Genomic DNA, 13,527 nt, shown 5'->3' with positions numbered 1-13,527 from the left:
AACATCATGGTGGGCATCCTTGGGGTCCATTGAACAGCAGGGCCGGATCCAGGGCGGTGAAGTCGCTCACCGTGGCGATCCGGTTCGGGAAGGCGCTGAACGCGTCGGCGTCCAGCGTGGTGGTCAGGGCGACCGCGGCCATGCCGGCGCGGTGGGCGGCCTCCAGGCCCAGCGGGGCGTCCTCGAAGACCAGACAGGTCTCGGGCGGCACCGCCAGGCGCTCGGCGGCGGCCAGGAAGATGTCGGGGTGGGGCTTGCCGCGCAGGCCGTCGGCCGGGCTGCTGACCACCGTCACCCAGTCGGCCAGGCCGAAGCGCTCGAAAGCCAGGGCGATGTTGTCCGGCGGCGCGGCGGTGCACACCGCCAGACGCTTGCCGGCGGCATGGGCGCGCTGCAGCAGGGCCTGCGCGCCGGCCACCAGCTGCAGCTCCTGCCGGGCCATCGCCCGGTAGACCTGCTCGCGCTCGTCGGCCATGCGCTCGATCTCGGCCGGCGAGGCGGTGGGGAACATGTCGGCCAGGATCTCGGGGCCGCTGCGGCCGGCGGTGCTGGCGAAGTGCGCCGGGTCGTCCGACAAGGGCCGGCCGACCGTGGCGCCCCACTGCACCCAGGCGCGGGCGTGCAGCGGCATGCTGTCGATCAGCGTGCCGTCCAGGTCGAACAGCAGGGCGTCGAAACCCCGGCGCGGGCTTGGCTTCACAGGCCCTGCTTCAGGCTGGCGGCGATGAAGGTGTCCAGATCCCCGTCCAGCACCTTCTGGGTGTTGGAGATCTCGACGTTGGTGCGCAGGTCCTTGATGCGGCTCTGGTCCAGCACGTAGGAGCGGATCTGGTGGCCCCAGCCGACATCGGTCTTGGTGTCCTCGAGCTTCTGCTGCGCCTCCATGCGCTTCTTCATCTCGTGGTCGTACAGGCGCGAGCGCAGCCGGCGCCAGGCGACGTCGCGGTTGCTGTGCTGGCTGCGGCCGTCCTGGCACTGCACGACGATGCCGGTGGGGATGTGCGTCAGGCGCACCGCCGAGTCGGTCTTGTTGATGTGCTGGCCGCCGGCGCCGCTGGCGCGGAAGGTGTCGGTGCGCACGTCCGAGGGGTTGATCTCGATCTCGATCGAGTCGTCGATCTCGGGGTAGACGAAGAGCGAGGCGAACGAGGTGTGGCGGCCGCCGGCCGAGTCGAAGGGGCTCTTGCGCACCAGACGGTGCACGCCGGTCTCGGTGCGCAGGTGGCCGAAGGCGTAGTCGCCCTCCACCTTGATCGTGGCGCTCTTGATGCCGGCCACGTCACCCGGGGTTTCGTCCTCCAGCGTGGCCTTGAAGCCCTTGCGCTCGCAGTACTTCAGGTACTGACGCAGCAGCATGCCGGCCCAGTCGCAGGCCTCGGTGCCGCCGGCGCCGGCCTGGATGTCGATGAAGCAGTTGCTCGGGTCGGCCGGGTTGCTGAACATGCGGCGGAACTCGAGGCGCTCGACGATCTCGCGCAGGCTGGCGGCCTCGGCCTCGATGGCCTCCAGGCCGTCGACATCCTCGTCGGCCTTGCTCATCTCGAAGAGCTCGAGGTTGTCCGACAGGTTGCTGCTGAGGTGGTCGATCGTGCCCACCACCTCGTCCAGGGTCTTCTTCTCCTTGCCCAGCTCCTGCGCCCGCTTGGGGTCGTTCCAGATGTCGGGGTTCTCGAGGGTGGCGTTGACTTCGGTCAGCCGCAGCGATTTGCGGTCGTAGTCAAAGATACCCCCGTAGCGCTTCGGTGCGGGCGCTGAGGTCGGACAGGGTGGTGCCAATGGCGTTGATGCGTTCGATGTCCATGGGGCGGCCTCGGGTGATGGGCGGTGTTCGGTAAAGCCGCGGATTTTCGCATGCGCCGCCCCCGGGCGCAGCCCCCGGCCGGGGCTGCCACAATCGGGCACCGACCCAACAGGCCGACCTCCCATGCCGAGGGCGGCCACGACGAGGAGACCCCAGGACGTGCTCTGGGTGGCGACGAGCCTGAAACTGGTGTGCGAGGTGGCGCTGATGGCCGCGCTGGGCCGCGCCGTGCTGCGCCGGCTGCCGGGTGTGGATGCCGCGGCCAACCCCTTTGTGCGCCTGCTGGACTGGCTGGTGCGTCCAGCCGAGCAGTTGGCCGGCCGGGCGATGGTGCCGGCGCTGCTGGGCCTGTGGCTGCTGGCCACGGCGGCCAAGATCAGCCTGTGTCTGGGCCAGGGGGGCTGCCGGTGAGCGACGCCCAGCGACGCTACTGGCGCTCGGTGCGCTGGCTCACCGCCGTGCTGCTGGCGCTGTGGCTGGTGGCGGCCTTCGGCGTGGTCTATTTCGCGCGCACGCTGTCCTTCGGCTTCTTCGGCTGGACCTTCGGCTTCTGGTGGTCCGCCCAGGGCGCGCTGCTGGTGTTCGTGGCGCTGGTCGTGGTCTACCAGGTGGCGGCGCGGCGGCTGGACGAACGGGTGGCGGTTGATGAAGCCGATTGACGCGCCCAGCGGCGAGGGTGACAGCGGCCTGCGCCGGCGCCTGCACCTGTTCTACGCCGCCTACACGGTGTGCTTCCTGGTCTTCATCGGCGTGATGATGGCGCTGGAGCGCATGGGCCTGCCGCGGGCGGCGATCGGTTTCGTGTTCCTGTCGGCGCCGCTGGTGATCTATGCGGTGGTGGGCGTGCTGAGCCGTACCACCGATGCCGACGAATACTACGTGGCCGGCCGGCGGGTGCCGGCGGTCTACAACGGCATGGCCACCGCGGCCGACTGGATGAGCGCCGCCTCGTTCATCGGCCTCGCGGGCACGCTGTACATGAGCGGCTACGAGGGCCTGGCCTTCATCCTGGGCTGGACCGGCGGCTACTGCCTGGTGGCCTTCCTGCTCGCGCCCTACCTGCGGCGCTTCGGCCGCTACACCATCCCCGACTTCCTGGGCGAGCGCTACGAGGGCCACCTGACACGGGTGATCGGCCTAGCGGCGGCCATCCTGGCCTCGTTCATCTACGTGGTGGCGCAGATCTACGGCGTGGGCCTGATCACCACCCGGCTGACCAGCATCGCCTCGTTCGAGATCGGTGTCTTCCTGGGCCTGGGCGGCATCCTGGTGTGCTCGTTCCTGGGCGGCATGCGTGCGGTCACCTGGACCCAGGTGGCGCAGTACATCGTGCTGGTGATCGCCTACCTGGTGCCGGTGGCCTGGCTGGCCTGGGAGCAGACCGGCGTGCCGGTGCCGCAGGCGGTGTACGGCTACCAGCTGCAGAAGCTGGGCGAGGCCGAGCGCGCGCTGAAGGCCGACCCGCGCGAGCGCGAGGTCATCGCCGTCTACCGCGCCCGGGCGGACGAGCTGGGCCGCAAGCTGCAGCACGTGCCTCAGGCGCTGGCCGCCGACCGCGCCGAGGCCCAGCGGCGCATCAGCGACCTGAAGCAGGCCAATGCACCGCAGCGCGAGATCCAGGCCGCCGAGCGCGCGCTGACCCTGCTGCCGAAGAACGAGGCTGCCGCGGCCGAGGCCTGGCAGCGCGAGCGCCTGCGGCTGGAGATGAAGGCGCGCCCGCTGGCCGGCATGCCCGACCACGCGCTGCCCTTTGCCGGCAACCCCGAGGGCACGGTGGACGAACGCCGCGAGTTCGACCTCTCGCGCCGCAACTTCCTGGCCCTGGTGTTCTGCCTGATGGTGGGCACCGCCGCGTTGCCGCACATCCTGACGCGCTACTACACCACGCCCACGGTGCGCGAGGCGCGCGAGTCGGTGAGCTGGTCGCTGCTGTTCATCGTGCTGCTCTACCTGACGGCGCCCGCGCTGGCGGTGCTGGTCAAGTTCGAGGTCTTCAGCCAGCTGGTGGGCACGCCGATCGACCTGCTGCCGGCCTGGATCGCCCACTGGAGCAAGGTCGACCCGTCGCTGCTGTCGGTGGAGGATGTCAACCGCGACGGCATCCTGCAGCTGGGCGAGCTGACCATCGGCAGCGAGATCATCGTGCTGGCCATGCCGGAGATCGCCGGCCTGCCCTATGTGATCTCGGGCATGGTGGCCGCAGGCGGCCTGGCGGCGGCGCTGTCCACCGCCGACGGCCTGCTGCTGACCATCGCCAACGCGCTGTCGCACGACGGCTACTACCACATGGTGGACCACCGGGCGAGCACCGCACGGCGGGTGATGCTGGCCAAGGTCATCCTGCTGGCGGTGGCGCTGGCGGCGGCCTTCGTGGCGGCGCAGAAGCCGGCCAACATCCTGTTCCTGGTGTCGGCGGCGTTCTCGCTGGCAGCCTCGGCCTTCTTCCCGGCGCTGGTGCTGGGCATCTTCTGGCAGCGCGCCAACAAATGGGGCGCGGCCAGCGGCATGCTGGCCGGCCTGGGCCTGTGCTTCTGGTACATGGCCACCACCGACCCCTGGTTGAGGGGCCTGTTCGGCATGACCGCGCCGGTGCGGCTGTGGTGGGGCATCCAGCCGATCTCGGCCGGTGTGTTCGGCGTGCCGCTGGGCTTCGTGGTGACGGTGGTGATCAGCCTGCTGACGCCCAGGCCGTCCGAGGCGGCGCGGCAGTTGGTGCTGCGGCTGCGTCGCGGCTCAGCGTCGTGAGGAGATGACGATGCCGGCGACGATGGCCACGAAGGCCACGCCGTGGTACCACTGCGGCCACAGGCCCAGCAGCGCGGCCGACATCAGCGCCGCGAACAGTGGCGTCAGGTTGCCGAAGAAGCCCGCCACCGCCGGTCCCACCGTGGCCACGCCCAGGCCCCAGCAGCGGTAGGCGATCAGCGCCGGACCGACCGCCACATACAGCAGCAGCGGCACCAGCCAGGGTGTCCAGTGCCACTGGGCGTTGTCAGCCAGCAGCAGCTCGGCGCCGGCGCTCAGGCCGCAGAAGGGCAGGCCAAAGCCGATCTGCACCAGCAGGAATTCGGCCCAGTTCCAGGCCGGCCGCTGCTCGCCCTGCATCGACGCCGGTGGCCGCGCCAGCATCCAGCTGTACAGCGCCCAGCTGACGATGGCCAGCAGCATCAGCAGATCGCCCGGCACGAACTGCAGGCTCAGCAGCCGCGCCGGCCGCCCCTGGGCCAGCACCAGCAGCACGCCGGCCATCGAGCAGGCGGCGCCCAGCAGGTCCTGCGGGCGCGGGCGCACGCCATACAGCAGCCGCCCGATGGCCAGCATCCACACGGGCATGCTGGCGGCGATCAGCGTGACGTTGAGCGGCGTCGAGGTGTGCAGCGCCATGTACTGCAGCGCGTTGTAGCTGCCCATGCCCAGGATGCCCAGCAGCGCCAGGTGGCGCCAGCGCGGGCGCAGCGCCGCGCGCTGGGCCAGGGCCGCGCGGCCCAGCGGCCACAGCAGTGCGAAGGCGATCAGCCAGCGCACGAAGTTCAGGGCCAGCGGCGGCACCGTGCCCACGGCCAGCCGGCCGACCACCGCGTTGCCTGCCCAGAGCAGCGGGGGCAGGGTCAGCAGCAGGGCGATCTTGGGGCTCAGGCGTGTGGTCATCGGCAGACAGGGCAAAGGCCCGACGCCAGCGGTCAGGCCCAAAGGGTGGCACGATAGCCGAGTTCTGAATGCCGACCACGACCCCCAGGAGACAGCCCATGAGCCTGCGCAGCCGCGCGATCCAGATCGACGCCTTCGGCGGACCCGAACAACTCCGGCTCGTCGAGCGCGAGGTGGGCGAACCCGGCCCGGGCGAGATCCGCATCCGCCACCACGCGGTGGGCCTGAACTTCATCGACATCTACCAGCGCACCGGCCTGTACCCCAACGCGCTGCCGCTGGCCCTGGGCATGGAAGGCGCCGGCGTGATCGAGGCGGTGGGCGAGGGCGTCAGCCACCTGGCTGTGGGCGACCGGGCCGCCTACGCCAGCCAGCCGCCCGGCGCCTACTGCGAGCGCCGCGTGATGCCGGCGCGCAGCGTGGTGCGGCTGCCCGAGGCGATTGACTTCGAGACCGGCGCGGCGATGATGCTCAAGGGCCTGACGGTGCAGTACCTGCTGCGCGGCACCCAGCCGCAGGGGGGGCTGCAGCCTGGCGACACCATCCTGTTCCATGCCGCGGCCGGCGGCGTCGGCCTGATCGCCTGCCAGTGGGCGCGGGCGATGGGTCTGGTGCTGATCGGCACCGCCGGCAGCGACGAGAAGTGCGCGCTGGCCGCCGAGCATGGCGCCGCCCATGTCATCAACTACCGCCGCGAGGACTTCGTCGCCCGGGTCAAGGAGATCACCGGCGGCAAGGGCGTCAAGGCCGTTTACGACTCGGTCGGCGCCGACACCTTCATGAAGTCGCTGGACTGCCTGGCGCCCTTCGGCCTGCTGGCCAACTTCGGCAATGCCTCGGGCAAGGTGCCGCCGCTGGATGTGGGCATCCTGGGGGGCAAGGGCTCGCTCTACGTCAGCCGGCCCACGCTGTTCACCCACATCGCCACGCGTGAGCGCACCCAGGCGATGGCCGACGACCTGTTCGGCATGGTGATGTCGGGCCAGGTGAGCATCCGCATCGACCAGCGCTATCCGCTGGAGCAGGTGGCGCAGGCGCACCGCGACCTGGAAGCGCGCAGCACCACCGGCTGCAGCGTCCTCACGCTGTAGGCTCAGCGGGCCTCGAGCAGGTCCTGCGTCTCGGGGTGGCGGCGCATGTAGACCGCCACATAGCTGCACAGCGGGCGCACGCGCCAGCCCTGGGCGCGCGCATGCGCCAGCGCCGCCGACACCAGCTGGGCCGCAATGCCGCGGCCTTCCAGCGCGCGAGGCACGCCGGTGTGGGTCATGACCATCACGCCGTCCTGCAGACGGTAGTCGGCCTCGCAGCGCTGGCCCTCGACGATGGCCTCGAAGCGGCCGATGTCGGCGTGGTGGGTGATGGCCAGGCCACTCACGGCGCCGGCCCCAGCTGCTGCCACAGGAAGGCGAACTCCAGCGCCATGCGGTCGGCGTGCTGGGCGTTGTCGGCGCCGGCACCGTGGCCGCCCTCGATGTTCTCGTAGTACAGGACCTCATGGCCCTGCTCGATCATGCGCGCCGCCATCTTGCGCGCATGACCCGGGTGCACGCGGTCGTCGCGGGTGCTGGTGACGAACAGCAGCTTGGGCATCTTCACGCCGGCCTTGACGTTCTGGTAGGGGCTGTAGCGCGAGATGAAGGCCCAGTCCTCGGCCTTGTCCGGGTCGCCATATTCGGCCATCCAGCTGGCCCCAGCCAGCAGCGTGTGGTAACGGCGCATGTCCAGCAGCGGCACCTGGCAGACCACGGCGTTGAACAGGTCGGGTCGCTGCACCATCACCGCGCCCATCAGCAGGCCGCCGTTGCTGCCGCCCATGATGCCCAGGTGGCGCGGCGAGGTGACCCGGGTGGCGACCAGGTCCTCGGCCACGGCGATGAAGTCGTCGTAGCTCTTCTGCTTGCCCTCGCGCACCGCGGCCTGGTGCCAGGCGGGGCCGAACTCGCCGCCGCCGCGGATATTGGCCACCACCAGCACGCCGCCCTTGCCGTACCAGGCGGTGCCGAACCCGCCCGAGTACCAGGGGTTCATCGACACCTCGAAGCCGCCGTAGCCGTACAGCAGCGTGGGGTGCTGGCCATCGGCCCGGGCATCCTTGGGCCAGACGATGAAGTAGGGCACGCGGGTGCCGTCCTTCGAGGTGGCGAAGCGCTGCTCCACGCGCATGCCGCTGGCATCGAAGAAGGCCGGCCGGGCCTTGATCGCCTGCAGCGCACCGCCGCCGGCATCGCCCTGGTACAGCGTGTCGGGGGTGAGGAAATCGGTGTAGCTGGCGAAGAAGCCCTCGGCCAGCGGGTCGCTGGCCACCTGCGGGTCGTGCAGGCTGCGGGTGGACAGGGTGCCGGGGAAGGGGGCCTGGATCTCGCGCCGGCTCCAGCCGCCGGGGCCGGGTGTCCAGGCCTCGGCGCGGCCGGCGACGTTGTCGAGCACGTCGATCAGCACCCGGCTGCGGGTGGTGGAGTAGCCGGCCAGCGAGCGGGTGGCGGTGGGCGTGAACAGCGCGGTGAACTGGCGCTTGCCGGCCAGGTAGGCGGCCGCGTCGCCCACCAGCAGCGAGCCGGCGGGCCAGCGCTGGCCACTGATGGTCCAGTCGCTGCGCAGGCGCAGCAGCACGCGCTCCTTCCAGAAGCTCAGGTCGGCATCGGCCGGCTTGTCCAGGCGCTGCAGCGCGCCGCGCTCCCACAGGAAGAGCTCGTTGCGGTAGAAGTCGATCGCGCGCTGGAACATCACCCGCTCGAAGCCCGGGGTGTGGTCGACGATCGCGTCGGCCGAGACATCGGTGGGCTGCGCTTCGAAGACGCGCTGCGCCTCGGCCAGCGGCTGGCCGCGCTTCCACAGCCACATCACGCGCGGGTAGCCCGAGTCGGTCAGGCTGCCCGGGCCGGTGTCGGTGCCGACCAGCACCTGCTGCTCGTCGATCCAGGACACGCTGGACTTGGCTTCGGGCAGGCGGAAACCGTCGGCCACGAAGGCGCGCGTGGCCAGGTCGAATTCGCGCACCACGGTGGCATCGGCGCCGCCGCGCGACAGCAGCAGCAGACAGCGGCTGGAGCGGCCGCCCAGGCACTGCGCCCCCTTCCAGACCCAGTTCTCGCCCTCGCTGCGCGCCAGGGCGTCCAGGTCCAGCAGCAGCTCCCATTCGGGCTGCGGCTGGGCGTAGCGGTCCAGCGGCGTGCGGCGCCACAGACCCCGCGGGTGCTCCGCGTCCTGCCAGAAGTTGTAGAAGTGCTCACCGCGGCGGCTGGCCGAGGGGATGCGCTCCTTCGAGTCCATGATCGCCTTCAGGCGCGTGCGGTTGGCGGCAAAGTCCGGGTGCGCCTCGAGCACGGGCCGGCTGGCGGCATTGCGCTGCCGCACCCAGTTCAGCGCGGCATCGCCGCTGACGTCCTCGAGCCACAGGTGGGGATCGGGGGCGGGGGTCTGGGCCGGTGCGTTCATGGTCAGGGCGAGCGCCATCAGGGGCGCCGCAAGCAGGCGGAGGGCAAGAGACATCGTCGTCGGGGCGCCGGTGGGCGGTCAGGGGATGCCAGGGGACGCAGCGCCGGGTTGGCGCCGCGCGACGCCGGCCATCATAGGCGAGCGCCGCCGCCCGCGAACCTCATGCGGGCATCAGCCGCCGCGGCTCGAAGTCGACGGTCTCCTGGCCGTCGCCCACCCAGATCTGGCCGTCCTGCACCGTGACCTGCAGCTGCATGCTGCGCTGGGCCAGGCCGGCCAGCGCCTTGCTGGCCTCGGCCGGCACCTGCCAGACCGTCAGGCGGTCCAGCCGCGCCACCTTGGGTGCCAGGGCCTGCCACCAGATCGGCGTCGAGCTGCCATAGGCGAACAGCAGCACCCGCTCGGCGCGCGAGCAGGCCTTGGCCAGCCGGCGGTCATCGGGCTGGCCCACCTCGATCCATTGCACCAGCTCGCCCGTCAGGTCCTTCTGCCAGAGGTCGGGGACCTCGGTGTCGGACAGGCCGGCGGTGAACTCCAGGCGGCCGCGCAGCTCATCGGCGGGCACCGCCAGCGCGAAGGCCAGCAGGCGCATCATCAGGCGCTCGTCGTTCTCGGAGGGGTGGCGGGCCAGCGTGAGGGCGTGGTCGGCATAGACCGAGCGGTCCATGTCGGCGATCTGCAGCTGGGCCTTGAAGATGGTGGACTTGAGGGCCATGGTGGGCCGGGAGTGTACGGGCCCCGTCCGGATCAACCCTGACAGGCCTGCAGTCAAGGGCCTTGCTGGCATCATCCGGCCCTCACCTCCGACACCGCCCGCGCTGCCGGCGGGCCTGCGCATGACCCAGAACGACAACCCCCTGCTGAACGACTGGCATGGCCCGTTCGGCCTGCCCCCCTTTGACCTTCTGCGCGCCGAGCACTTCGAGCCGGCCCTGCACGAGGCGATGCGCCGACACCGCGAGGAGCTCGATGCGCTGGCGGCCCAGGCCGAGCCGGTGGACTTCGACAACACCGCCGCCGCGCTCGACCGCTCCGGCGAACTGCTCTACCGGCTGGATGCGCTGCTGGGCAACCTCACCGCATCGCACACCTCGCCCGAGCTGCAGGCGGTGCAGCGCGCCGTGGCCGGACCGATGGCGGCCCACGACACCGCGGTGCGCACCCACCCCGGCGTGTTTGCCCGGCTGGACCAGCTGCACCAGCGGCGCGAGCAACTGGGCTTGAGCCCGGAACAGCGCCGGCTGGTCGAGCGCCTGCACACCGATGCGCTGCGCGCCGGCGCGCGTTTTGCGCCCGCCCAGCGCCAGGCGTACCAGGAACTGGTGGCCGAGCTGGCCGAGCTGAACGCCCGCTTCGGGCAGAACGTGCTGGCCGACGAGAACGGCCATGGCCTGCTGCTGGACGGCGAGGCCGACCAGGCCGGGCTGCCCCACTTCTTCCGAGAGGCCTGTCGCCAGGCGGCGATCGATCGCGGCCTGCCCGAAGGCAGCCGGCTGGTGACGCTGAGCCGCTCGATGGTCGTGCCCTTCCTGACCTTCAGCGAGCGGCGCGACCTGCGCGAGACGGTCTGGCGTGCCTGGGTGGCGCGCGGCGAACACCCCGGCGAGCACGACAACCGGCCGATCGCCGCCCGCATCCTGCAGTTGCGCCAGCGCCAGGCGGCGATGCACGGCCAGGCCAGCTTTGCCGACCATGCGCTGACCGACGCGATGGCCGGCCATCAGGGCGCGGTGCGCGAGCTGCTGGGCGAGGTCTGGCGCCGCGCGCGCAGTGCGTTTGACGGCGAGCGCGCGCTGGTCGAGGACTGCATGCGGCAGCACGGCGCGGGGCATGCGCTGCAGGCCTGGGACTGGCGCTTCTGGGCCGAGAAGGTGCGCGCCGAGCGCTATGCCCTGGACGAAGCGGCGGTCAAACCCTATCTGTCGCTGGACCGCCTGGTCGAGGCGATGTTCGACTGCGCGCAGCGTCTGTTCGGCGTGCATTTCGAGCGCCGCGCCGACATCGCCGGCTACCACCCGGACGTGGTGGCCTGGGAGATGTTCGATGCGGCGGGCGAGAGCCGCGGCCTGTTCCTGCAGGACAACTTCGCGCGACCCACCAAGCGCTCAGGCGCCTGGATGAGCGATTTCCAGTACGGCTCGCGCAACCGCGGCGCGTTGCGCCCGGTGATCCTGAACAACTGCAATTTCTCGCGCGCTGCGCCGGGCGAGCCCACGCTGCTGTCGCTGGACGACGCGCGCACGCTGTTCCACGAGTTCGGCCATGGCCTGCATGGCCTGCTGTCGGTCACCGGCTACCACCGGCTGGCCGGCACGCAGGTGCTGCGCGACTTCGTCGAGTTGCCCTCGCAGCTCTACGAGCACTGGCTGATGGAGCCGGGCGTGCTGCAGCGCCATGCGCGCCACTGGCAGACCGGCGAGCCGATTCCGCGGGCGATGGTGGACAAGCTGCAGGCGGCCGAGCGCTGGTGCCAGGCCTACGAGACGCTGCGCTACACCGCCAGCGCGCTGGTCGATCTGGAGGCCCACGCGGCGGCCGAGCCGCCGGCGGACATCACCGCCTTCGAGGCGCAGGTGTGCGAGCGCATCGGCCTGCCCGAGGTGGTGGGCATGAACCACCGGCTGTGCCACTTCCAGCACCTGTTCGCCGGCGGCGGCTATGCCGCGGGCTACTACGTGTACCTGTGGGCCGAGGTGCTGGACGCGGATGCGTTCAACGCCTTCGTCGAGGCCGGTGATCCATTCGATCCGCAGGTGGCGCAGCGGCTGCTGCGCCATGTCTATGCGGCGGGCGACTCGGTCGCACCGCAGCAGACTTACATCGACTTCCGCGGACGACCGGCGGGCATCGAACCCTTGCTGGCCCAGCGCGGCTTGCTCGAGCCGGCGTCGGCCTGAGGACGCGGGCCGCCCGCGTGGTGGCGCGGCGCGGCGCCGTCGCCCTCGCGGCGCGGGCCGCGGTGCTCGAACGGGCGGCCGCCGGGGGTGGGGCGCTCGTCGCGGCGCTCGAATCGGGGCGCGTCGTTGCGCTCGAAGCGCGGGGCCTCGCCGCCACGGTCGAAACGCGGGTCGAAGCGGGTGTCGTCGCGGCGGTCGTTGCGCGGCTCGCCACGGCGCTCCCAGGGCGCGGCTTCGCGGCGCTCGTGGTTGGTGCGCTCGTGCGGGCCCTGGCCGAAGGCGTCGTCGCGGCGCGGGCCGCGCTGGCCCTGGCCGGGCTGGCCGTGCGGGCCATGGCTGCCGCGGCCGCCGAAGTGGCCCGGACGCTCATTGGCAAAACGGCCGCCACCTTGCTGGCCGCCGTAGTTGCGGCTCTGGCCGCGCGGTGCGCCGCCCCGCGGCGGGCGGCCGACCAGATCAGGCGCCGGGCGCTGGGGCTCCAGGCCCACCACCGTGCCGACCGGAATGGCCTGGGTGGTGTAGTGCTGGATGCGCTTGATCATCGGCACGTCGCGGCGCTCGGCCAGCGTCACAGCCCGGCCCGAGCGGCCGGCGCGGCCGGTGCGGCCGATGCGGTGCACATAGTCCTCGGCCTTGAGCGGCAGGCCGTAGTTGATGACGTGGGTGATGGTGGGCACGTCAATGCCGCGCGCTGCCACATCGGTGGCGACCAGGATGCGCAGGTGGCGCGAACGCAGGCCCTGGAGCACGCGGTTGCGGCGGCCCTGGGGCATGCCGCCGTGCAGCGCGGCCACCGAGTGACCCATCTCGCCCAGGCGGTCGGCCAGGCGGTCGGCGTCGATCTGGGTGCTGGTGAAGACCACGGCCTGGTCGACTTCGCGCTCGGTCAGCAGATGGTCCAGCAGCGCATGCTTGTGGTCCAGGTCATCGGCCCACATGATCTGCTGGGCGATGTTCTCGTGCTTTTCGGTGTGCGCGGCGATCTCGATGCGCTCGACGTCTTCCTTCTGCAGGCGCTGGGCCAGACGGCCGACTTCACCGGCGAAGGTGGCACTGGCCATCAGGGTCTGACGGTGGCGCGGCAACTGCTCGGCGATGTGCTCGATGTCCTCGATGAAGCCCATGTCCAGCATGCGGTCGGCTTCGTCGAGCACCAGCATCTCGACATTCTCCAGCACGGCCTTGCCGCTCTGGATGTGGTCGATCAGACGGCCGGGCGTGGCGATCAGGATGTCCAGCGGGCCGCGCAGCGCCTTGAGCTGGGCCGGGTAGGGCACGCCGCCGACCACGCTGGTGACGCTCAGCCACTGCACGTAGCGGCCATAGTTGGAGGCCGCCTTGGCCACCTGCATCGACAGCTCGCGGGTGGGGACCAGCACCAGGATGCGCGGGCCTTTGACTTCACCCTTCTTGGGCTTGTTGGCCGGATCCTTGCGGGCGGCGATGACCTTCATCAGTGCGGGCAGCACGAAGGCGGCGGTCTTGCCGCTGCCGGTGTTGGAGCACACGCGCAGGTCCTTGCCGGCCAGCGCGGCGGGGATGGCCTGGGCCTGGACGTCGGTGGGCTTTTCGTAGCCGGCGGTGGTCAGTGCGCGGACCAGGGCCTCGTCGAGGCCGAGCGATTCAAAACTCATGATTTCTTGGCAAAAAGGCGACCGGCGTGGCCCATCGGTGGGACACGACGCGGAGCGCGGTGGGGCTCAAAACTACATTGCCACCGACCACGCCTGCGATCACCGCGGC

General features: G+C 71.1%; 12 protein-coding genes. 5 read left to right on the top strand and 7 right to left on the bottom strand.

All coding sequences use genetic code 11. From position 1 onward, the window contains the following. Positions 1-4: 4 nt before the first annotated feature. A complete protein-coding gene (locus KAK03_RS14395) occupies positions 5-700 on the bottom strand; it encodes an HAD family hydrolase (RefSeq protein WP_310738609.1) in 696 nt (231 codons plus the stop codon). Further along, positions 697-1,801 (bottom strand): peptide chain release factor 2 gene (gene prfB, locus KAK03_RS14390; RefSeq protein ID WP_210854646.1). Its coding sequence is split into 2 segments (ribosomal slippage): positions 697-1,719 and positions 1,721-1,801, totalling 1,104 coding nucleotides; the frame shifts between segments, so codons are not numbered across the junction. The genes KAK03_RS14395 and prfB overlap by 4 nt, the downstream gene beginning before the upstream one ends. A gap of 168 nt (positions 1,802-1,969) precedes the next feature. Here prfB and KAK03_RS25025 point away from each other — a divergent pair. Genes KAK03_RS25025 through KAK03_RS14380 form a run of 3 tightly spaced genes read left to right on the top strand, consistent with a single transcriptional unit; the run spans position 1,970 to position 4,546 of the window. Next, a complete protein-coding gene (locus tag KAK03_RS25025; protein ID WP_247661173.1) occupies positions 1,970-2,212 on the top strand; it encodes a hypothetical protein in 243 nt (80 codons plus the stop codon). Then, the gene (locus KAK03_RS25020) at positions 2,209-2,460 is read left to right on the top strand and encodes a sodium/substrate symporter small subunit (protein ID WP_310738608.1); all 252 of its coding nucleotides are present in this window, start codon (positions 2,209-2,211) and stop codon (positions 2,458-2,460) included. The genes KAK03_RS25025 and KAK03_RS25020 overlap by 4 nt, the downstream gene beginning before the upstream one ends. Further along, positions 2,447-4,546 (top strand): sodium:solute symporter family protein, encoded by a 2,100-nt coding sequence (locus tag KAK03_RS14380; RefSeq protein ID WP_210854645.1) that lies wholly within the window; start codon positions 2,447-2,449, stop codon positions 4,544-4,546. Before KAK03_RS25020 ends, KAK03_RS14380 begins: the two co-directional genes overlap by 14 nt. Here the strand turns inward: KAK03_RS14380 and KAK03_RS14375 are convergent. After that, the gene (locus KAK03_RS14375; protein WP_210854644.1) at positions 4,535-5,449 is read right to left on the bottom strand and encodes a DMT family transporter; all 915 of its coding nucleotides are present in this window, start codon (positions 5,447-5,449) and stop codon (positions 4,535-4,537) included. The genes KAK03_RS14380 and KAK03_RS14375 overlap by 12 nt on opposite strands. Positions 5,450-5,547: 98 nt before the next feature. On the opposite strand from KAK03_RS14375, the gene KAK03_RS14370 reads away from it, so the two are divergent. Continuing rightward, positions 5,548-6,540: a quinone oxidoreductase family protein gene (locus KAK03_RS14370; protein WP_210854643.1), complete on the top strand. Its 993-nt coding sequence runs from the start codon at positions 5,548-5,550 to the stop codon at positions 6,538-6,540. 2 nt (positions 6,541-6,542) lie between these two features. Here KAK03_RS14370 and KAK03_RS14365 read toward each other — a convergent pair whose 3' ends face one another. From KAK03_RS14365 to KAK03_RS14355, 3 genes are all read right to left on the bottom strand, one after another. Continuing rightward, positions 6,543-6,818: a GNAT family N-acetyltransferase gene (locus KAK03_RS14365; RefSeq protein ID WP_210854724.1), complete on the bottom strand. Its 276-nt coding sequence runs from the start codon at positions 6,816-6,818 to the stop codon at positions 6,543-6,545. A gap of 5 nt (positions 6,819-6,823) precedes the next feature. After that, a complete protein-coding gene (locus tag KAK03_RS14360; RefSeq protein ID WP_247661172.1) occupies positions 6,824-8,905 on the bottom strand; it encodes a prolyl oligopeptidase family serine peptidase in 2,082 nt (693 codons plus the stop codon). Between the two features lie 142 nt (positions 8,906-9,047). After that, positions 9,048-9,602, bottom strand: coding sequence for a YaeQ family protein (locus tag KAK03_RS14355; RefSeq protein ID WP_210854641.1), 555 nt, complete (start codon positions 9,600-9,602; stop codon positions 9,048-9,050). 121 nt (positions 9,603-9,723) lie between these two features. Here KAK03_RS14355 and KAK03_RS14350 point away from each other — a divergent pair, with 121 nt between their 5' ends. Further along, a complete protein-coding gene (locus tag KAK03_RS14350; RefSeq protein ID WP_210854640.1) occupies positions 9,724-11,784 on the top strand; it encodes a M3 family metallopeptidase in 2,061 nt (686 codons plus the stop codon). Here the strand turns inward: KAK03_RS14350 and KAK03_RS14345 are convergent. Beyond that, positions 11,703-13,418: a DEAD/DEAH box helicase gene (locus KAK03_RS14345; protein ID WP_210854639.1), complete on the bottom strand. Its 1,716-nt coding sequence runs from the start codon at positions 13,416-13,418 to the stop codon at positions 11,703-11,705. The genes KAK03_RS14350 and KAK03_RS14345 overlap by 82 nt on opposite strands. Positions 13,419-13,527: the final 109 nt, after the last annotated feature.

Origin of the sequence: Ideonella alba (genome assembly GCF_018069845.1) — a bacterium.
GTDB classification, from domain to species: domain Bacteria; phylum Pseudomonadota; class Gammaproteobacteria; order Burkholderiales; family Burkholderiaceae_C; genus Ideonella; species Ideonella alba.
The sequence above is the reverse complement of the archived record's forward strand: the minus strand, read 5'-3'. Positions and strand labels throughout refer to the sequence as shown.

Excerpts from the sequence above, each read along its gene's own strand:
- KAK03_RS14345 (WP_210854639.1), bottom strand. The coding sequence starts at position 13,418 with ATGAGTTTTGAATCGCTCGGCCTCGACGAGGCCCTGGTCCGCGCACTG.
- KAK03_RS14375 (WP_210854644.1), bottom strand. The coding sequence starts at position 5,449 with ATGACCACACGCCTGAGCCCCAAGATCGCCCTGCTGCTGACCCTGCCC.
- KAK03_RS14370 (WP_210854643.1), top strand. The coding sequence starts at position 5,548 with ATGAGCCTGCGCAGCCGCGCGATCCAGATCGACGCCTTCGGCGGACCC.
- KAK03_RS14355 (WP_210854641.1), bottom strand. The coding sequence starts at position 9,602 with ATGGCCCTCAAGTCCACCATCTTCAAGGCCCAGCTGCAGATCGCCGAC.
- KAK03_RS14350 (WP_210854640.1), top strand. The coding sequence starts at position 9,724 with ATGACCCAGAACGACAACCCCCTGCTGAACGACTGGCATGGCCCGTTC.
- KAK03_RS14380 (WP_210854645.1), top strand. The coding sequence starts at position 2,447 with ATGAAGCCGATTGACGCGCCCAGCGGCGAGGGTGACAGCGGCCTGCGC.
- KAK03_RS14360 (WP_247661172.1), bottom strand. The coding sequence starts at position 8,905 with ATGGCGCTCGCCCTGACCATGAACGCACCGGCCCAGACCCCCGCCCCC.